The following is an 18,178-nucleotide window of genomic DNA, read 5'->3' as shown; positions in this document are numbered from 1 at the left end:
CTAGGGGTGATGGGTGATCGCGCGTATGGGTTGCCCAGATCATAAGGAAACATGAATGCCAGATTTCTCAAAGCTCTGGACTGCGACCCTGTGCCTGTCATTTATCGCAGCCTGCAGCCAGACCGAGGCCCCGCCACCGGTACAGGCTGAACCAATTTTTAACAAATATGGCGATGTTGTTGGATGTTCCGACGGCTCCAGCCCTGATGGTGCAGATGCGGCCAATCCCTGCCGGCACATTCCACCACCACCACCTCCACCACCGCCGCCGCCCCCACCGGATGATTGCGTGGAAATATCGACCGGAATTCCGTGCCCTCCTGGGGGTGAAGGAGGCGACGGCGATGACAGTTCAACCAGCGGTGGCGGGCGAGACCCGAGCGACAGCTCAACATCGGGTGGCGCACGCGATCCTAGCGGAAGTTCGACCACAGGCGGTCGCCCTGACCCGACGGGTGGATCTTCGACACCGGGCACTCCACCCGGTTCAACACCCTGATCCCAATGGTTGTTTGTTAACAAGTACGTCTGGTTTTAAAGACAATCCTCGTGACGAAATCGGGCCACCTTGCGGTGGCCCTTTTTTCTGGTCGCTTCAATCGTCAAGCAGATCGACCCAGACAAGGCGATGGCGACTGGCGGCCTCAACGATTGCGCGGGCGGGTAGTGCAGGCCAGTACACACCTGAATCGAGAACCTGCCAGTCGGCCGAGGGCAGGGTGTAGTCCACCCGCATCTCGCCGACGCCTTTCCAGTGAACCGTCGTAGATACGCCCTCTGAGTTAGTAGGGCTTGGGTCCTGCAGCAGCGGATGCGCCAGAAGGCCCTTTATCGCTTCCTTACGACCCTCGCCCCGGTCGGGGTCCTGATTGGCATCTCCGGCGATGATGAACCGCTCTGAAGGCATCGTCCCCAGTTTTCCGTCCAGAAGCAGCGACCAGAGGTGGATCTCATCCCGGTTACGCAGCCCGTTGCGATCTTCTGGGCCGTCAAAGACCGGTGGGCTGGCGTGGAAGGTCATTAGGTCAAGGCGGCCTGCGGGGGTATCGATCGGAACAACCCAATGGGCAGTCGATGACAGCCGTTGGATCGCTTGCGCCTGTGCCGAGGGGAAAGGTGTTCCCTGCACCACTGGCAATGTTGCACCTGGTAGATCCTGCCAGAGCATGGTGGAATAGGATCGTACCTGATCCACTGCAATCGGATAGCGCGACAGCACGGCCAGCCCGCTTTGACCCGTGAAACGGCCCCAGCCCTGTGCGTCACCCGGCCCGCCGGTTTTGCCGTCTCCATCCAGATCAAACGAGGTCTCGATCCCGGAATTGGGTTGCTCCGCGAAACTGTGGGGATAGCTTAGCCCCGCAACCTCTAGCGTCTTTTGCAGAGCTGACAGGGCAAGGCCATCGAGGTCCCAATCGATCCCCTGCAGGGCGACGATATCGGGACGGGTCATCGTCAGAACATCAACCACGGCCTGCACTTGTGGATCACCGCGCTGGATGTCACGCAGCAGAAGGCCAGGCCCTTCTCGGCTGAGTTCCGTGTTATAAGTGGCGACGCGCAGAGTGTCTGCATGCGCCGCAATGGGCAGCAGCAACACAACTAAAGCGCGGATCATGCGATTTGCGTGGCCTCGGATGTGGAATAGGCGCGACGTTTCTCAACGATCAAACCGGCGATTCGCAGTGTTGCCATACCACGCATGATCATGCTGGCAGGAAGAAAGGCCCATGCGCAAAGGGTCCAGATCAGGGTCTGCGGATTGTTGAGTGCGATTGGTGTGACAAATTCGGCTGTCAGTTTGATCACAGCAGGGATCAGGAAAGGCAGCAATGCGCCGATTGCGATGTTCAGCCGTCCGTCGCGTTGCAAACGGGTGACTACATCGCCTCCTTTGGTTGGATCAAACAGGGGCAGATTAGTCCAGACGTTGAACGCGCCATTGCCCGTTGGCCAGCCACGCAGCTTCACGGCATAGGCAAAGCTGGCGATGGTAACCAAAGCGGCGACATAGGCGATACTGGCCGAGATACTGACAAGCTCAATAAGTGGCACGCTGGCGTTATCGGGCAGCATCAGAACTACAAGGCGAACGGGGGAATAGGGGAAATCCACCACATTCGCGACCATCAGGCCAATCGAATAAAACACCTCTGTAAGATCCGAGGGGGCATAAGCGTTCTTACAGATCAGTGTCAGGAAGGTGACCATCGACATCAGGCCGACGAAACGCAACCTGTTCACCGGTGGGGCGTCACGGAATTCGATAAAGCTGGGAAAGGCCGAGTTATATTCCGAAAAGGTCAGGATAAACGCAAGAATCGCCAAAAAGACGATAATCTCAGTCCCGTTAGACGTCGATGTGGGCAGGTACAACGCAGGGGTAAGCACCATTAGTGCCACCAATAATCCACGTATCGCCGCGCCCGTCGTGCGTGCAATCACAATCCGAACCCTTTATTCCAAACCGGAGCCGCCGATTCTGTGTCGACGTAGTTATCCAACTTGTGCTCGCCGCTCGTTCGTTGACGGCTACCTCATAGGAGCCAACTTGGCCGATAAGCGGCATTTCGCTCAAGTCGGAGTGCAGAAAACACCTGATTTCGGGCAAAATGATGGCGCAACTGGTGCGGGATTGCATCATTTTCGACGCAAATCCGACGTGTATCTCAAAGTGATACCTAGATGTAGTGGTTAGAGAGGATTCAACCCCAAGAATGCGAACGGGGCCGCAATTGCGACCCCGTCAGGTTGAGTATCCACAGAATCATCCCCAGGGCTTAGACCCAGGGACGGGCCTGGCTTGCGTGATTCTCGAATTTGTCGATGTGGTGGTCTTTTTCCATCGTCAGGCCGATATCGTCCAGACCGTTCAACAGGCAGTGTTTGCGGTGCGGGTCGACATCGAACTCGATGACCACTCCGTCGGATGTAGTGATCTGCTGATCTTCCAGATGTACGGTCATGCGGGCGTTTTCACCTTTATGCGCGTCATCCATCAGAACCGCGTGATGTTCTTCTTCGACCACGATGGGCAGGATGCCGTTCTTGAAGCAGTTGTTGAAGAAGATGTCGGCGAAGCTGGTTGAGATCACGACCTTGATCCCAAAATCCTTGATGGCCCAAGGCGCGTGCTCGCGCGATGAGCCGCAGCCGAAATTGTCACCGGCCACCAGTATCTCGGTTTGCCGATATGCGGGTTTGTTCAGAACGAACTCTTCATTCTCGCCGCCATGATCGTGATAGCGCATCTCATCAAACAGCACGACACCAAGGCCGGACCGTTTGATTGTTTTCAGGTGCACCTTGGGGATGATCATATCGGTGTCGATATTGATCAATGGCATTGGGGCGGCCACCCCGTGGACTTTTTCGAACTTTTCCATGTCTACACTCCTGCGGGAGAGGGCCGCGCCCATGTCCCGCGAATTATGCCTCTTCGGCTTTTGTTGTTTCGTCCTTGGGTGCGTTCTTGACGAAGAACGCCATGAAAACCAATCCGAACCCGTTGAACAGCATCTCGATGCCCAAAAGGATTCCCAGCAAGCTAAGCAGGGCTGCAGGTTCTGATGCCGCATATGACCAGATGATACCGGCCAGGATGATCGACAAGATGCCCGAGATCATTGTGGGCCAGAAAAACTGCGTACCCTTCATCTGGAACGACAAGATGACCCGCGCGATGCCGCCCGCCATGAACAGGATCAGCATCACGGTCGCCAGCGTCAGCGTGCCTTGCAGCGGGTGATACAGAAAGGACCAGCCCAGAAACAGCATGACCGCACCCATGATGAGTGACAGGATCTTGTTGCCGGCGCCTTCGACCGTGAAGCCACCAACAACCTGCATTCCACCCGCAATCAGCAGCAACACACCAGTCACCACCGTCACGGCAACGGATGCTACGACCGGCGCACCCAGTACGAATATGCCGAACGCTATGGATAGAAGCCCCAGCAGGAGCCATTTGATCCAGTCACTCATGTTTTCAATCCCTCAAATATCTAGATATGAGCGGACCTTACATCAATTCACGGACGTCTGTCAGCCGTCCTGTGATTGCCGCTGCGGCAGCCATCGCCGGGCTCAGCAAATGCGTACGCCCACCGCGCCCCTGACGACCTTCGAAGTTGCGGTTTGAGGTTGCAGCGCAGCGCTCGCCCGGTTGCAACTGGTCGGGGTTCATTGCCAGACACATCGAACATCCTGCCAGGCGCCATTCAAATCCGGCCTCCTTGAAGATGTCGGCCAGACCTTCTTCTTCGGCCTGGGCGCGAACAAGACCTGATCCCGGCACGACCATGGCGCGCATCCCGTCTTTGATCTTTTTGCCCTTCAGGATCTCAGCAGCGGCACGCAGGTCTTCGATCCGACCATTGGTGCAGGAACCGATGAAAACGGTGTCGACTTCAACATCGCTTAGCTTCTGACCGGCTTCCAGACCCATGTATTCGATGGACCGACGGGCCGCGTCGACCTTGCCGCCTTCGAAATCCTCCGGGTTCGGAACGGTTGCGGTGATCGGCAGCACGTCTTCGGGGCTGGTGCCCCAGGTCACAACCGGCGCAATATCTTCGCCACGCAGGGTGATAACCTTGTCGAAATGCGCGTCTTCGTCGGTGTAAAGCGTTTTCCACCAGTTCAGCGCGGCTTCCCACTGGGCACCTTTCGGGGCGTGCGGGCGACCATTGACATACTCATAGGTGGTCTCGTCTGGCGCGATCAGGCCTGCGCGGGCACCGCCTTCGATGGCCATGTTGCAGACGGTCATCCGGCCCTCCATCGACAAGTCACGGATTGCTTCGCCGCAATATTCGATGACATAGCCTGTGCCGCCAGCGGTACCGGTCTCACCGATAACGGCCAGAGTGATATCTTTGGCGGTCACGCCCGGCTGCAATTTGCCGGTGATCTCCACCTTCATGTTCTTGGATTTCTTCTGGATCAGCGTCTGCGTGGCCAGAACATGCTCAACCTCGGACGTACCGATGCCATGGGCCAGAGCACCAAAGGCGCCGTGGGTCGCAGTGTGGCTGTCGCCGCAGACAACGGTCATGCCGGGCAGGGTCCAGCCCTGCTCGGGGCCGACGATGTGAACGATGCCTTGGCGAACGTCATGTACCGGGTAGTAGTGAATGCCAAAATCCTTGGCGTTCTTATCCAGTGCTTCGACCTGAATGCGCGACTCCGGGTTCTCGATTCCGTTCACGCGATCCGCTGTGGTCGGAACATTGTGGTCCGGAACGGCGATCGTCTTTTCTGGCGCGCGCACCGGGCGACCGGCCATGCGCAGGCCTTCGAACGCCTGCGGGCTGGTGACTTCGTGTACCAGATGGCGGTCGATATACAGCAGGCAAGTACCATCATCGGCTTCGTGCGCGACATGGGCATCCCAGATCTTGTCATAGAGTGTTTTGGGGGACATCGGTCCTCTCCCGTATGTAATGAGAAATGGCTGGCGAGTTGGCTTAGACCGCAGATAGGCGGGCCAGAACCGTGCGGGCAGCCCCATAGAACCGTTCACGCAAGCGCGCGCGATCTTCCAGATTCTGTTCTTGGGCCACATTGAGTCTCATGCGCCTCAGATATAACGGGGTTTGTCGTCAATCAAGGTTCAATCCGGCAGCGGGCTTGCATCCCTGTACACGGATGGCCAAGCTGGCAGGCATGAACCAGGATTTGCTACCAGATACGCTGTCCGAGCTTTACGGCAATATGGCAGCGGCCTTTTCAGCACAATTTATGAATCTGATCGAGTTGATCGTCACACCAGGTTGGCGACAGTATCAACTGATCATCATCCTGCTTTTGTGGATGCTGGCGTTCCTGCTGAAGTTTCTGACGCAAAACCGCTGGGAATCTTGGGCCCGCGCGCGCACCGGATGGCCGAAATGGCGCCTGCGTATACTCATCCAGCTCATGCGCCGCCTGACGCTGGTGTATTTCGTAGTGATGTCCTGGTCGCTCTATTGGGTGATGCAGAACACGACGTGGCCCTCTCACAGCTACATCATTGGGGTCATAGCGACTTTGGCTGTGGCATGGTTGGCCATCGCGCTCGTGTCACGATTGGTGCGCAACCGAACGTTGCGGCAAATTTTCAAATGGTCGATGTGGATTTACGCAACATTGATCGCTTTGGGGCTGACGGACGATGTGGCGGAATTTCTCGATGGCGTAGCGATTACCATCGGTGACCTTCATATATCTGTCCTTGGGATCATCAAGGCCGTCCTCCTGATTGGTGTATTGTTGACACTGGCGCGGATCGGGGCGCGCACAGCCGAGCGGGGTTTGAAGGGCAACGCGGATATCACGCCTTCAATGCAGGTGCTGCTGGCCAAGGGTATTCAGGTCCTACTGTATGGCGCAGTTTTCATGGCAGCGATCCGCACCCTTGGGTTTGACCTGACCGGTATTGCCCTGTTGTCCGGTGCGATCGGCGTGGGGATCGGGTTTGGGTTGCAAAAGGTGGTCTCGAACTTGATCTCGGGCATCATCATTTTGATGGATCGGTCGATAAAGCCGGGCGATGTGATTTCGTTGGGTGATACGTTCGGATGGATCAACGCGCTGGGCGCGCGCTATGTCTCGGTGGTTACGCGGGACGGGCGTGAATATCTTATCCCGAACGAAGATCTGATCACCAATCAGGTGGTGAACTGGTCGCATTCGGACCGTTTCGTAAGGCTTGATCTGGATTTCGGCACCAGCTACGGCGATGATCCGCATCTGGTCCGTGTAACGGCAATCCGCGCCGTCAAAACAGTTGGCCGTGTTTTGAGTGGTGGCAAGCACGAACCTGTCTGCCACATCACCGGATTTGGCGACAGCAGCGTGGATTATGTGTTGCGCTTTTGGATTAGTGATCCGAACAAGGGCCTAACAAACATCCGCGGAAATGTCTTTCTGGCGCTGTGGGATGCGTTCAAGGCCGAAGGCATATCCCTCCCCTTCCCGCAGCGTGAAGTACGCATTCTCAGCAGTGATCCCGACGACGCAGACGGGCAACAACTCGCCAAAGAGTGACTGGATGTGCAGTGGCTTCCGTGGCCTTTCATTGAAATGTTGCAATCCCCTTGTTACCTTATTAGTACCCCTGCGCCGGGGTTTCACGGCGCGCAGCAAAGGAGGACTATGTCCTGTCTCTACGTACACAGGCGGGTTTGCCCGCCGAAGATGGGGCCTGTGTAATGGCCCACTCTCAGTCAATCAGCGACAAGCTGCTTGAGCGTATCCTTTCCTCACTTTCCGATGACAAGGCCGAAGACGTTGTGCAGATCAACCTGCAGGGCAAATCGTCCGTGGCGGATCACATGGTTATTGCCTCGGGTCGGTCGACCCGTCAGGTCTCGGCCATGGCGGAAAAGCTGACGGATCGCATCAAGCAGGAATTCGGTTTCACCTCGAAGGTTGAAGGCAAGGATGCCGGCGACTGGGTGCTGATCGATACGGGCGACGTCGTCGTTCATATCTTCCGCCCCGAAGTGCGTGAATTCTATCAGCTGGAAAAGATGTGGCAGCCTGCGGGCAGCAGCGCCTCGGCGAACTGAGGCGCCATCCCGGCCCGTATTAAAGGGCCGGAGGCGAGAGAGATATGCGTATCAGCATAGTTGCGGTCGGGCGATTGCGCGCCGGACCCGAGAAGTCCCTGCTTGATGATTACCTGACCCGTTTTGATCGGACCGGCCGTAGCTTGGGCCTTGGGCCAGCAAACGTGATCGAGGTTGAAGACAAGAAAAACGCAGGGACGGGGGCCGAGGCGGCCCTGTTGCGCAAAGCGCTGCCCAAAGGTGCGGTGGTCTGCACACTGGATGAACGCGGGCGTGTTATGTCCTCGCCTGATTTCGCCATGAAACTGGGCGGATGGCGCGATGCAGGGCGACAGGATCTGGCCCTGATCATTGGTGGGGCGGACGGAATAGACCCTAATCTGCGTTCCGAGGCCGATTTTTCCATCTCATTCGGGTCAATGGTCTGGCCCCACATGCTGGTCCGTGTGATGCTGGCCGAGCAACTTTATCGGGCCGCAACCATCCTGTCGGGCGGTCCCTACCACCGGGTTTGACATGACGCAGCTTCTTATCGTTTACCATTCCCGAACCGGTGGCGCGCGACAAATGGCCGAAGCCGCTGCCGAGGCCGCGCGGGCGGAGGCTGATACAATTCTAAAAACCGCCGATCAGGCCGAACCTGAGGATATGTTGGCGGCTGACGGTTATATCTTTTGCGCGCCCGAAAATCTGGCTGCGATTTCGGGTCTGATGAAAGAGTTTTTCGACCGCTGCTATTATTCGGTGCTGGGTCTGATCGAAGGTCGACCCTATGCGCAGATGATTTGCGCTGGATCAGACGGCGCAAACGCAGCGCGTCAGATCGCGCGCATTGCCACGGGCTGGCGACTGAAAGAGGTGCAGCCGCCTTTGATAATCTGCACCCATGCGCAAACGCCTGAGGCGATAATGGCTGAAAAAACCATTCCTGACGATCAAATAGAGACCTGTCGCGAGATCGGTGCCGCATTGGCCGCGGGCCTGAGCCTCGGGGTTTTCTGACCCTCAGTTCAGGTCGATTACCGTAGTATTGTCGCTCCAGCCTCCGACACTGTCGCGGGCCTGAATTTGCACCTGTTTGGTCCCATCCGGGATTACAACGCCGCCCAATGAACGTGTAAAGGGCTGCTCATCGACATGAGGGTGGTGCAGCACGCGCAGTCCAAGTTCGTTCCCTGCCATGTCCAGCACGCGCCAGCCGTCGGCATAGTCATCCCAACCGGTGTCAGGATGACGGATCGTTACATCAAATTGCCAGGTATCACCGCTGGAACGGGCAGAAACCTGTTCGATCGTAGGAGGGTCGGCAAAGGCGGGGCTGGCCAAGAAGGCGCTGAGAATCAGATATCGCATGGCCCGAACCTAAGGCGTGCCGTGTTGTTCTGTCATCATATCTGTGTGTTCTGCGGCGAATGTGTAACTGGTACGAGTTTGCTTGCTATATCTAATAATTGGTAATATTATTTTACCAAATAGGAGGGTCAGCGATGGAAATGCCGCAGCCAAATCCAGATGTGCTGGCGCTCAAGCGAGCATTAGTGGCGCGTTTGCAGCAAGTTCTGCCGCAGGATGCCGTCATCCACGATGAGGCCGAGACCCGGGCCTATGAGTGTGACGCCTTGACCGCCTATAAGTGCCCGCCCATGTTGGCTGTGTTGCCGTCAACCACGCAGCAAGTTTCAGATGTTCTGCGCATTTGCCATGACGCGGGCGTTCCCGTGGTACCACGGGGTGCGGGTACGTCGCTGGCAGGGGGTGCCCTTCCGACCGCAGACTGTGTGATTCTAGGCGTTGCGCGGATGAACGAAGTATTGGAGGTCGACTACGACAACCGGTTCATCAAAGTGCAATCTGGCCGAACCAATTTGAGTGTGACCGGTGCCGTTGAGGCGGAAGACTTCTTTTATGCACCCGATCCATCATCCCAGCTCGCCTGTGCTATCGCGGGGAATATCGCGATGAACTCGGGCGGGGCGCATTGCCTGAAATATGGGGTGACGACCAACAACTTGCTGGGTGTGACCATGGTGATGATGGATGGCAGCGTGGTCGAAATCGGTGGTGCCTATCTTGATGCCGGAGGGTTGGATCTGCTGGGTGTTATCTGCGGATCTGAGGGGCAATTGGGAGTTGTCACAGAAGCGACGTTGCGGATCCTGCGCAAACCCGAGGGGGCACGGCCGGTGCTGATGGGCTTTGATGACAATGAAGTGGCCGGTCAATGTGTCTCTGACATTATCAAATCGGGCATTTTGCCCGTTGCGATCGAGTTCATGGATCGCCTGTGTATCCGGGCCTGCGAGAATTTTGCCAACGCGGGATATCCTGATTGTGAAGCTTTGCTGATAGTCGAGGTTGAAGGTTCGGACGCCGAGATCGACAGCCAATTGTCGAAGATCATTGAGATCGCAAAGCGCCACAATCCGGTTGAACTGCGTGAAAGCCAATCCGCAGACGAAAGCGCGCGCATTTGGCTGGGTCGGAAGTCGGCCTTTGGCGCGATGGGGCAGCTTAACGACTATATGTGCCTGGATGGGACGATCCCGGTTTCGTCGCTGCCTTTCGTCCTGCGTCGAATCGGAGAACTGAGCAAGGAATACGGCCTGCCGGTTGGCAACGTCTTTCATGCCGGTGATGGGAACATGCACCCCTTGATTCTGTATGACGCCAACAAACCCGGGGATCTTGAGAAATGTGAGGCGTTCGGAGCAGACATTCTAAAGCTTTGCGTGGATGCCGGTGGATGCCTGACAGGTGAACACGGGGTTGGCATCGAAAAGCGGGATTTGATGACCCATCAGTACGCGCCACAGGACCTTGAGGCGCAGATGGCGGTGAAAGATGTCTTCGATCCAAATTGGCTGCTGAACCCGGCCAAAGTATTCCCGCTTAAGGCGTCCGCCGTGCGAAGAATGGCGGCGGAATAGGGGGCTTGCCCCTTCGTATCCCAAGTATTTGTGAAAAGATGAAACGCGATGAGACCTGAAACTGAGGCCGAACTTGCAGAATTCGTAGCCGGGCTTAATGGTCCCGTGCGCATCGCCGGAGGCGGCACGCGCGGGATTGTAGGCGCAGAGCCGGTGCTGAGCGTCGCAGGTTTAAGCGGGATTACCCTGTATGAACCTGGCGCTTTGACTTTGGTGGCGCGCGCCGGGACACCTGTCGCCGAGGTTGAAGCCGCGCTAGAGGCTGAGGGACAGCAACTTGCCTTTGAGCCAATGGATCATCGGGAATTGCTTGGCACGACGGGCGAACCGACAATTGGTGGGGTCGTTGCAGCCAACATTTCCGGGCCGCGCAGAATTCAGGCTGGCGCGTGCCGGGATTTCCTGTTGGGTGTTCGTTATGTCGACGGGCTGGGGCAGGTGATCAAGAATGGCGGGCGGGTGATGAAGAATGTCACTGGCTACGATCTGGTCAAGCTGATGGCAGGTTCCTGGGGCACGCTTGGTGTTTTGTCCGAGGTGTCGCTCAAAGTTCTTCCCAAGTCTGAAACGCAGCTAACGCTGGCCATAGGGGTCGCAGATACAAGAGCAGCGGTTGATCTCATGTCGACCGCGCTGAAGTCACCTTACGAGGTGAGCGGTGCAGCATATGCCCCCGCGGATGGTCAGGTTTTGTTGCGGATCGAGGGATTTGCCGACTCGGTCGCATACAGGATTGACCGATTGCGTGAAAGCCTAGGGGGTGAGTGTATCGAGATGGCGAACTCGGTAACACGATGGGCCGATCTACGTGATGTTCGCGCGTTTCGAGATATTGATGGCGATGTCTGGCGGTTGTCAGTCAAACCCAGCGATGCCCCAGGTATCGCTGAACGGATCAGTGCCGACCAAACCCTTTTCGATTGGGGCGGCGGGCTGATCTGGGCGTTAATGCCAAAAGGTACAGATCTACGCGCACGTCTGGGACAATTTGAAGGTCATGCGACCCTTGTACGTGCAAGTGCTCAGACAATGGGTGAGTTGGGACGTTTCCAACCGGAGAACACGCGTATAAAGGCTCTAACACGAGCATTTCGGCAGAAGTTCGATCCACGATCTGTGTTTAATCCGGGTCTTATGGGGTAGACGATGCAGACGACATTTACCGATAAGCAGTTACAGGACCCTGCGATTCAACGGTCCAATGAAATTCTACGGAACTGCGTTCATTGCGGGTTCTGTACGGCAACATGCCCGACCTATCAGGTTCTTGGCGATGAGTTGGATAGCCCGCGTGGACGCATCTACCTGATCAAGGACATGCTAGAGAACGAGCGTGTTCCGGATGAGAAAACCGTTAGGCACATAGACCGCTGCCTGTCCTGCCTTGCCTGTATGACCACTTGCCCTTCGGGCGTGCATTACATGCATCTGGTGGATCACGCGCGGGAATATATCGAAAAGACCTACAAGCGCCCGTTTTCTGATCGTGCGTTGCGCTGGATATTGGCGAGAATTCTGCCTTATCCCATGCGTTTTCGCTGGGCCTTGATCGGAGCCAAGCTGGGCCGCCCATTTCGTTCCCTCATGCCGGATGCCCGGCTAAAGGCGATGTTGGACATGGCGCCAAAGTATATTCCGCCCGTCAGCCGCAATGACGATCCCCAGAGTTTTGCTCCAAAAGGCGCAAAGACCAAGCGTGTGGCGCTGATGACGGGTTGTGCGCAAAAGGCCCTGAACACCGATATCAACGACGCGACGATTCGTTTGCTGACTCGTTTGGGATGCGAAGTTGTCGTGGCCAGCGGGGCAGGCTGTTGCGGGGCGTTAACCCATCACATGGGCAAAACCAACGAAAGTCACGCGTCGGCGGCGGCAAATATCCGGGCATGGGTGCGTGAAATGGATGGGGATGGCCTGGACGCGATCGTCATCAACACGTCCGGGTGCGGGACCACGGTCAAGGATTACGGGCATATGTTTCGGAACGACGCAATGGCAGCCGATGCCGCGCGCGTATCGGCCTTGGCAATGGATATCAGTGAGCTGTTAGTCCAACTGGATATACCAGCCGGGGATAACAAGGATATGGTTGTTGCATATCACGCTGCGTGTTCTCTGCAGCATGGACAAAAGATCACCTCCCATCCCAAAAGCCTGTTAAAATCTGCAGGATTCACTGTGTTAGAGCCTGCTGATAGTCATTTATGCTGCGGCAGCGCTGGAACCTACAACCTCATGCAGCCCGAGATTTCGAGCCAATTGAAACAACGGAAAGTGCGCACGCTTGAAACCAAAAACCCCGATGTGATCGCAGCTGGGAATATCGGGTGCATGATGCAGATCGGTTCCGGCACGGCCACACCTGTTGTTCATACTGTCGAACTGCTGGATTGGGCTTTTGGCGGCCCCGAGCCGCGCGCCCTGCGTGAACGAATGGATGACGTACCGCGGCTGAGTTAACGGTATTGCCAAAAGGTGGCATCAGCTTTGGGTGAACTCAGCCCTCGTGGAAATTGCCCTATTTTCGCCTCACCCCAAGAATATGAATTGTGGTCGGACCTCATGACCGGAGACCCGCGTGCGGAACTGGATCACGGCTATTGTGCTCAGCATGCTGCCTCTGGCAGGGCTGGCGCAGGACACAGGGCTGAAAAGCCTGGAAACCACCGATGCCGGGCGGGATTGGATGGCGGTTGGCCGGTTGGATATCGATGGAACCGGATTTTGTACCGGATCACTGATATCTCCGACATTGGTCCTGACGGCGGCCCATTGCCTGTTTGACAAAGCGACAAGACAGCGGATTGATCCGGCGCGGATCGAGTTTCTGGCCGGTTGGCGCCTTGGACAGGCCTCGGCTTATCGGCCAGCGCGACGAACGGTGGTGCATCCTGAGTATGAGTATGAAGGCAATGTTTCTGCGACTCGGGTACGCCACGACATAGCCTTGATCGAGCTTTGGCAACCGATCCGCAACACTTCGGTCATTCCTTTTGAAACCGGACGCCGCCCAGCCCGGGGCGAGGAGGTCGGCGTAGTCTCATACGCCCATGACCGGGCTGAGGCACCATCCTTGCAAGAGGTGTGTTCAGTCATAGGTCGTCAGGCCGGTATTCTGGTCATGTCCTGCGACGTGGATTTCGGCGCGTCCGGTGCACCGATCTTTTCTTTTTCAGGTGATCGACCGCGAATCGTTTCCGTCGTTGCCGCCAAAGCCGAGATGCAGGGCCAACGTGTCGCGCTCGGTACTGCATTGGATGAATCATTAGAGTTGTTGCAGGCCGAGCTTTCGCAAGGGCGGGGCATGAATGCATCGCTGGATAGCAACACCAAACACCTTGGAGCCAAATTCGTTAAGCCATGACCCGGATATTTCTTAGCATCATTTTACTCGCTTCCGTTCTTGCAACCACATCGCAAGCTCAAAACAGCAACAAGCGCCGCCTGACAGACCGGGATGATCTGTACGGCTGGGAAGCGGTCGGTCGCTTGGATATCGGCGATCAGGGCTTTTGTACCGGCACTTTGATCGCTCAGGATATTGTACTGACGGCCGCGCATTGTGCATTGGACAAGGCAACAGGCAAGCCATACGCCCCCGGAGAAGTGACCTTCCGCGCGGGATTGAGCGACGGAGAGGCATTGGCCGAGCGAAAGGTTATCCAGATTGCCGCACACCCGGATTTTGTGGCGAATGAACCTGTCTCTGCCCCTCGGGTTCGGGTTGATGTGGCTCTAATGCGGCTAGAAGAGCCGATTCCTTATTCAATTGCTGATCCGTTTGCGTTGCACAGTGGGCGGGTTAGCGACAATGAAATCAGCGTCGCATCCTATGGGCGCGGTCGGGAAGATGCGATCCTGCGGCAGCGGTCCTGCCACATCCTGCAGCGCGCGCAGGGATTGATCATCTTTAACTGCGATGTCACTTTCGGATCATCAGGTTCGGCCATTTTGGCCAGGAAAGGACCACGCTGGCAAATATTGTCGGTGGCTTCTGCCATTTCCACAAACGGACGGCAGAAAGTTGGTTATGGTATGGAGCTGTCGGGCATCGTGTCTGAATTGAAAGCGATCCTGCGCCGTGACGCGCCCCGGCCAACGGCGACGATCCGCAGATTGCAGCCGGGATCGGACAAATCCAGCTCGGGCGCCAAGTTCATCAGCGCAGGCGGGTCTTGAACCCGAACCAATCGCATCCCATCTGAGTTCTACCGGATCGCCACAATCGGGGCCCGGATTACATCACCGCCCGTCCATACCGGAGGGCAAATTCGTAAATCGCTCAATGATGAGGATACGACATGCGTACATTTGACTTTGCACCGCTTCACCGCGCCACCATCGGTTTCGATCAAATCGCAGACATGATGGACCGGGTTTTGACCAATGATGTGGCTCAGCCCAGCTATCCCCCTTACAACATTGAAAAAACGGATGTCGATACTTATCGCATCTCGGTCGCTGTTGCCGGGTTCTCCGAGGCTGATCTGTCGGTCGAAGTAAAAGAGAATTCCCTGGTTGTTTCCGGCAAAAAAGCCGCCGAAGATCAGGAGCGCAGCTATCTGCACCGCGGCATCGCCACCCGCGCGTTCGAGCGCCGCTTTGCGTTGGCCGACCATGTTCGCGTCACCGGCGCCAGCCATGAGAACGGTATGCTGAACATCGAACTGAAGCGTGAAGTGCCCGAAGCACTGAAACCGCGCCGGATCGAGATTTCTTCGACAAATGCCATCGAAAAGGATGTGGTTGACGCCAAGGCCGTGAACTAAGGCCTTTGATCACATAGCGATAATCTTCTCCTCCCTGGATTATCGCAACACACGCCCCGCGTTCCTCCAGACGCGGGGCATTTCTATTCCCAAGTCAATCCGCAGATATCTGGCCTGCAAGCGGCGTTGCATCCATGACGCGCGTTCCAGGTTCAGCTCATGTCTGGGTTGTCCTGCCTTTCCTTTCCCGCACGAATTTGTCAATCTTTGCAGGAATTTGGCATCCACAGGGATGTAAATATGTGTAACATTGCCTATCTTATTGGGTAGATAAGAAAAAAAGGAATAGGACAGATGTCGAACCAGCAATTCGAAGCCTTGATTCAGGAAACTCAGACCAAGGTGCGCGAAAGCCAGTCGCAGATTGAAGGGCTGACTTCGCGGATTGAGGCAGCGCGTGCCAAGATTGGCACGGCTGAGGCTGACATCGACATCGAAAACGCCACGCTCGAGGACGTGCATGCCCATACCGAGGTGATGAACGCAAATATCGCCGAACTGATTATGGGTCTGGACGACGTCACCAGCGCGTTTTCGAAGGATTTCGACGAAATGCGTTCGAAATCCGGGTGGGAGAGCTTTGTTGGCATCTTTTCCAAAGGTAAATCCGAGTCGATGCGGCAGGAGCGGATGCGCACTGCCAATATCGACGATAAGCTGCAGGACCTGATCGCCAAATCTGACGTGATCGTAAAGCTGCTGGAAGGGCAGTTGGCCGTGTTGGAGGAACAGCGCGTGAAGGTCGAAGACAACCTGACCGTCACGCTGGATGATCGCGAGGCGACCGTGGCCGAGCTGGAAGCACTGCGCGCTGAGATTCAGGGCATGGACCCGGCCATTATCACGCTGGAAAACAAGATCAGCGTCGAACAGGACGCCGCCGCGCGGACCCAGTTGGAGACTGAATTGGCCGAGCTGAACAAGCAATACAACGCCAAGGTTCAGGAAGAGCAGGTCAAGCTGGCCAAGTCGCAGACGCTGGAACGCTATATCGAAAAGGGCAAGACATGGGTCGATTCATTGCAGAACCAGGCGGCGACGCAGATGGTGCTGATCAACAAGCTGCAGACGGACACGCAGCAGCGCGTGGTGCTGTATGACGCCCTGACCAAATCGCTGAAAACCGCACAGCAGCAAGACGTGGCCCACCGCATTAATGAGATCGGCGTGCAGACCGACCAAGAGGCGCAATCCGCCATGGCCGCCATCGGCACCGCGACCAACCAAAAAATGGCCGACATGCTTGAGGCGCACGAGGACCACATGGTCTTTGCCCGCGACGTGCTGGAGAAAAAGGCGAAGGCGGATGAACGCTTTGCCCGCCGGTTTGCGTCGATTGTCGAGAAGCATGATAAGAATTTATACGGTGGGTGATGTACAACCCTCGAATTAGAACTTGTTTGGCGTTCGGATTGCTTTTCTTTGCGTTGACCTTGCTGACTTTCTCGCTGCCGGCATATTTTTCGGAGTCGGTGAAAGTAGAATACAATATTGGAATCACTGGGGAGTCTGGAGAATACACGGCACCAGGCTCGCAACTTGTTGCATTTCTGGTGGCTTTTCCCGTTGTTTTCGGCCTTTTTGGGGCATTCTTTGGCTGGCAAATACGGAAGCAGCGTCAGGTAACTCTTCTAGCTGCTTCCAATCCGATTGCACCAGATTACGTGAAGAAAAAAAGCAAAACTGGTTTCTTGGATCGACTTGTTTATCGACTGAACCAAGACGGAACGGACTTGTTGGTTAGTGGGTCGAAAAATGACTGACCCCACCCAAGACCATATCGGCTTGACCGACACTTTCGCCTCGCGCCGCTATTTCCGCAAATTCGAGGTGATTACCGTCCATCTCCTGCGCGTGGCCGCGACGATGGAGGCTGAGGGCGCGATCAGCAAGCAAGAGGTGCGGATCGTGTCGCGTTACCTCTCGGGGTTGCTCTACACCTTCCGCGCGCTGTCTATGAAATACCTGCTGGTCGGGCGCGATACGGGGCGGTTCTTTGGCAGCCTCGCCATGGACAAGCGCGACAGCGGGTTTCCGGTGGCGGCCGAGCTGTTAACTATGGCCAACGACGCCCAACAAGCGCAGGTGCATCTGGCCAATATGCCGTCCGAGGACGAGCTGAAAACCGATATGATCCGCACCATCATCAGCGACCGGGAAATCCCCACAAAGCTGCAATTCGCGCTGTCTCAAAGGCTCTACTACGAGGAATTGCTGAAAGGGGAGATGTTCTGGGCGCGTAACGATCCCGAATGCCACTGGATCGGGAACGAAGGCGAACGGCGCAAGTTCATGATCCATTGGGCGGTTTATGACAGTCAGATCAACCTGCCGGTGATCTATCTGATGCAGTTGGAGGACAGCGGCAAAACCGCCTTGCCCAAAGACCAACGCCGCTGGCCCGAAGTGCAGGCGCATCTGATGGCGCAATCCTTGGGTGGGCTGAAACTGGTGACCATCGCCAAAGGCTTCGATCAGGATTTCGACGACCTCCATCCTAAGCACATGCGCCGCATCCATGTGGGGCCGATGTATTCCTCGGCCTATACCGAACAAACCGGCCCGCTGCAGCAGGTGCTGGAAGACGCACAGTCTCCGCAAGGTCAGGACTGGGCGCTGGCCTGGACCACCGAAGAGCTGCAAAGCGAAGAGGTCATCGAAGAACGCGCCGGGTGGTTTTCCACCGTCGAGCGCGAGGTCTTCGCACTCGACCCCTTCGGCGGGCAGGGGGCCGAAACTGGGGCCACGCGCACGCAGCGATCAATCATCCTGCCCCAGCGTCCGTTTCAGGTGCTGGCCGAACGTAACCCACCGGGGTTTGCCGATGTGCGCAAATTCGTGGTCAGCAAGGCCGGGCAGGTGTTGAGGTATTAACACGAGTGGCGGGCTGAAGCCCGCCCGACGGAATTTGAGTAGGCCGGGCTTCAGC

At 56.6% G+C, this 18,178-nt stretch carries 21 protein-coding genes; 14 read left to right on the top strand and 7 right to left on the bottom strand.

Features of this window, described 5'->3' with window-relative positions:
* Positions 1–55: 55 nt before the first annotated feature.
* Positions 56–499, top strand: coding sequence for a hypothetical protein (locus tag Q1B46_RS09940; RefSeq protein WP_299947518.1), 444 nt, complete (start codon positions 56–58; stop codon positions 497–499).
* A 96-nt stretch (positions 500–595) separates the two neighbouring features.
* Here the strand turns inward: Q1B46_RS09940 and Q1B46_RS09935 are convergent, their stop codons facing one another.
* The 6 genes from Q1B46_RS09935 to Q1B46_RS09910 all read right to left on the bottom strand — a co-directional run bounded on the left by Q1B46_RS09935 (position 596) and on the right by Q1B46_RS09910 (position 5,564).
* On the bottom strand, positions 596–1,618 hold the full coding sequence (locus tag Q1B46_RS09935) for an endonuclease/exonuclease/phosphatase family protein (RefSeq protein WP_299947516.1): 1,023 nt from the start codon (positions 1,616–1,618) through the stop codon (positions 596–598).
* On the bottom strand, positions 1,615–2,445 hold the full coding sequence (locus Q1B46_RS09930) for a hypothetical protein (RefSeq protein WP_299947514.1): 831 nt from the start codon (positions 2,443–2,445) through the stop codon (positions 1,615–1,617). The genes Q1B46_RS09935 and Q1B46_RS09930 overlap by 4 nt, the downstream gene beginning before the upstream one ends.
* A gap of 335 nt (positions 2,446–2,780) precedes the next feature.
* Entirely contained in the window at positions 2,781–3,386 is a 606-nt protein-coding gene (gene leuD / locus Q1B46_RS09925; RefSeq protein ID WP_299947512.1) for a 3-isopropylmalate dehydratase small subunit, read from the bottom strand.
* A gap of 43 nt (positions 3,387–3,429) precedes the next feature.
* Positions 3,430–3,984, bottom strand: a complete 555-nt coding sequence (locus tag Q1B46_RS09920; protein WP_299947510.1) for a DUF308 domain-containing protein — start codon at positions 3,982–3,984, stop codon at positions 3,430–3,432.
* A gap of 37 nt (positions 3,985–4,021) precedes the next feature.
* A complete protein-coding gene (leuC, locus tag Q1B46_RS09915) occupies positions 4,022–5,425 on the bottom strand; it encodes a 3-isopropylmalate dehydratase large subunit (RefSeq protein ID WP_299662341.1) in 1,404 nt (467 codons plus the stop codon).
* A 43-nt stretch (positions 5,426–5,468) separates the two neighbouring features.
* The gene (locus tag Q1B46_RS09910; protein WP_299662343.1) at positions 5,469–5,564 is read right to left on the bottom strand and encodes an isopropylmalate isomerase; all 96 of its coding nucleotides are present in this window, start codon (positions 5,562–5,564) and stop codon (positions 5,469–5,471) included.
* 103 nt (positions 5,565–5,667) lie between these two features.
* On the opposite strand from Q1B46_RS09910, the gene Q1B46_RS09905 reads away from it, so the two are divergent.
* The 4 genes from Q1B46_RS09905 to Q1B46_RS09890 all read left to right on the top strand — a co-directional run bounded on the left by Q1B46_RS09905 (position 5,668) and on the right by Q1B46_RS09890 (position 8,555).
* Positions 5,668–7,029 carry a mechanosensitive ion channel domain-containing protein gene (locus tag Q1B46_RS09905; RefSeq protein ID WP_299947507.1) on the top strand — a complete coding sequence of 454 codons (1,362 nt, stop codon included), beginning with the start codon at positions 5,668–5,670 and terminating at the stop codon, positions 7,027–7,029.
* 164 nt (positions 7,030–7,193) lie between these two features.
* Positions 7,194–7,553, top strand: coding sequence for a ribosome silencing factor (gene rsfS, locus Q1B46_RS09900; RefSeq protein ID WP_299947505.1), 360 nt, complete (start codon positions 7,194–7,196; stop codon positions 7,551–7,553).
* A gap of 44 nt (positions 7,554–7,597) precedes the next feature.
* Positions 7,598–8,068, top strand: coding sequence for a 23S rRNA (pseudouridine(1915)-N(3))-methyltransferase RlmH (gene rlmH / locus Q1B46_RS09895; RefSeq protein ID WP_299947503.1), 471 nt, complete (start codon positions 7,598–7,600; stop codon positions 8,066–8,068).
* A gap of 1 nt (position 8,069) precedes the next feature.
* Positions 8,070–8,555: an NAD(P)H-dependent oxidoreductase gene (locus Q1B46_RS09890; protein WP_299947501.1), complete on the top strand. Its 486-nt coding sequence runs from the start codon at positions 8,070–8,072 to the stop codon at positions 8,553–8,555.
* Between the two features lie 3 nt (positions 8,556–8,558).
* Here the strand turns inward: Q1B46_RS09890 and Q1B46_RS09885 are convergent, their stop codons facing one another.
* Positions 8,559–8,906 (bottom strand): hypothetical protein, encoded by a 348-nt coding sequence (locus Q1B46_RS09885; RefSeq protein WP_299947499.1) that lies wholly within the window; start codon positions 8,904–8,906, stop codon positions 8,559–8,561.
* Positions 8,907–9,040: 134 nt separating this feature from the next.
* Between Q1B46_RS09885 and Q1B46_RS09880 the strand changes: the two genes are divergently transcribed.
* The 9 genes from Q1B46_RS09880 (at position 9,041) to Q1B46_RS09840 (ending at position 18,123) form a co-directional block, all read left to right on the top strand.
* Positions 9,041–10,480: an FAD-linked oxidase C-terminal domain-containing protein gene (locus Q1B46_RS09880; protein ID WP_299947497.1), complete on the top strand. Its 1,440-nt coding sequence runs from the start codon at positions 9,041–9,043 to the stop codon at positions 10,478–10,480.
* A gap of 48 nt (positions 10,481–10,528) precedes the next feature.
* The gene (locus Q1B46_RS09875) at positions 10,529–11,623 is read left to right on the top strand and encodes an FAD-binding protein (protein WP_299947495.1); all 1,095 of its coding nucleotides are present in this window, start codon (positions 10,529–10,531) and stop codon (positions 11,621–11,623) included.
* Positions 11,624–11,626: 3 nt separating this feature from the next.
* Positions 11,627–12,940, top strand: a complete 1,314-nt coding sequence (gene glcF / locus Q1B46_RS09870) for a glycolate oxidase subunit GlcF (RefSeq protein WP_299947494.1) — start codon at positions 11,627–11,629, stop codon at positions 12,938–12,940.
* Positions 12,941–13,058: 118 nt separating this feature from the next.
* Positions 13,059–13,844, top strand: coding sequence for a trypsin-like serine protease (locus Q1B46_RS09865; protein ID WP_299662369.1), 786 nt, complete (start codon positions 13,059–13,061; stop codon positions 13,842–13,844).
* Entirely contained in the window at positions 13,841–14,659 is an 819-nt protein-coding gene (locus tag Q1B46_RS09860; RefSeq protein WP_299947492.1) for a trypsin-like serine protease, read from the top strand. The genes Q1B46_RS09865 and Q1B46_RS09860 overlap by 4 nt, the downstream gene beginning before the upstream one ends.
* Before the next feature lie 122 nt (positions 14,660–14,781).
* Positions 14,782–15,249, top strand: a complete 468-nt coding sequence (locus Q1B46_RS09855) for an Hsp20 family protein (RefSeq protein ID WP_299947490.1) — start codon at positions 14,782–14,784, stop codon at positions 15,247–15,249.
* A 294-nt stretch (positions 15,250–15,543) separates the two neighbouring features.
* Complete coding sequence (locus Q1B46_RS09850; protein ID WP_299947488.1) at positions 15,544–16,623, top strand: hypothetical protein; 1,080 nt, start codon at positions 15,544–15,546, stop codon at positions 16,621–16,623.
* A gap of 38 nt (positions 16,624–16,661) precedes the next feature.
* Entirely contained in the window at positions 16,662–17,012 is a 351-nt protein-coding gene (locus tag Q1B46_RS09845) for a hypothetical protein (protein WP_299947486.1), read from the top strand.
* Positions 17,005–18,123: a hypothetical protein gene (locus tag Q1B46_RS09840; protein ID WP_299947484.1), complete on the top strand. Its 1,119-nt coding sequence runs from the start codon at positions 17,005–17,007 to the stop codon at positions 18,121–18,123. Before Q1B46_RS09845 ends, Q1B46_RS09840 begins: the two co-directional genes overlap by 8 nt.
* Positions 18,124–18,178: the final 55 nt, after the last annotated feature.

The sequence above is a fragment of the uncultured Ruegeria sp. genome (assembly GCF_947500045.1).
Classification (GTDB): Bacteria; Pseudomonadota; Alphaproteobacteria; order Rhodobacterales; family Rhodobacteraceae; genus Ruegeria.
Note: the sequence above shows the minus strand (reverse complement) of the source record. Positions and strands in the feature narration are given on the sequence as shown.

What these genes read in the sequence shown, in the direction of transcription:
- Q1B46_RS09940 (WP_299947518.1), top strand. Translation starts at nt 56, where the DNA reads ATGCCAGATTTCTCAAAGCTCTGGACTGCGACCCTGTGCCTGTCATTT.
- Q1B46_RS09935 (WP_299947516.1), bottom strand. Translation starts at nt 1,618, where the DNA reads ATGATCCGCGCTTTAGTTGTGTTGCTGCTGCCCATTGCGGCGCATGCA.
- leuD (WP_299947512.1), bottom strand. Translation starts at nt 3,386, where the DNA reads ATGGAAAAGTTCGAAAAAGTCCACGGGGTGGCCGCCCCAATGCCATTG.
- Q1B46_RS09920 (WP_299947510.1), bottom strand. Translation starts at nt 3,984, where the DNA reads ATGAGTGACTGGATCAAATGGCTCCTGCTGGGGCTTCTATCCATAGCG.
- leuC (WP_299662341.1), bottom strand. Translation starts at nt 5,425, where the DNA reads ATGTCCCCCAAAACACTCTATGACAAGATCTGGGATGCCCATGTCGCG.
- Q1B46_RS09905 (WP_299947507.1), top strand. Translation starts at nt 5,668, where the DNA reads ATGAACCAGGATTTGCTACCAGATACGCTGTCCGAGCTTTACGGCAAT.
- rsfS (WP_299947505.1), top strand. Translation starts at nt 7,194, where the DNA reads ATGGCCCACTCTCAGTCAATCAGCGACAAGCTGCTTGAGCGTATCCTT.
- rlmH (WP_299947503.1), top strand. Translation starts at nt 7,598, where the DNA reads ATGCGTATCAGCATAGTTGCGGTCGGGCGATTGCGCGCCGGACCCGAG.
- Q1B46_RS09890 (WP_299947501.1), top strand. Translation starts at nt 8,070, where the DNA reads ATGACGCAGCTTCTTATCGTTTACCATTCCCGAACCGGTGGCGCGCGA.
- Q1B46_RS09885 (WP_299947499.1), bottom strand. Translation starts at nt 8,906, where the DNA reads ATGCGATATCTGATTCTCAGCGCCTTCTTGGCCAGCCCCGCCTTTGCC.
- Q1B46_RS09880 (WP_299947497.1), top strand. Translation starts at nt 9,041, where the DNA reads ATGGAAATGCCGCAGCCAAATCCAGATGTGCTGGCGCTCAAGCGAGCA.
- Q1B46_RS09875 (WP_299947495.1), top strand. Translation starts at nt 10,529, where the DNA reads ATGAGACCTGAAACTGAGGCCGAACTTGCAGAATTCGTAGCCGGGCTT.
- glcF (WP_299947494.1), top strand. Translation starts at nt 11,627, where the DNA reads ATGCAGACGACATTTACCGATAAGCAGTTACAGGACCCTGCGATTCAA.
- Q1B46_RS09860 (WP_299947492.1), top strand. Translation starts at nt 13,841, where the DNA reads ATGACCCGGATATTTCTTAGCATCATTTTACTCGCTTCCGTTCTTGCA.
- Q1B46_RS09855 (WP_299947490.1), top strand. Translation starts at nt 14,782, where the DNA reads ATGCGTACATTTGACTTTGCACCGCTTCACCGCGCCACCATCGGTTTC.
- Q1B46_RS09850 (WP_299947488.1), top strand. Translation starts at nt 15,544, where the DNA reads ATGTCGAACCAGCAATTCGAAGCCTTGATTCAGGAAACTCAGACCAAG.
- Q1B46_RS09840 (WP_299947484.1), top strand. Translation starts at nt 17,005, where the DNA reads ATGACTGACCCCACCCAAGACCATATCGGCTTGACCGACACTTTCGCC.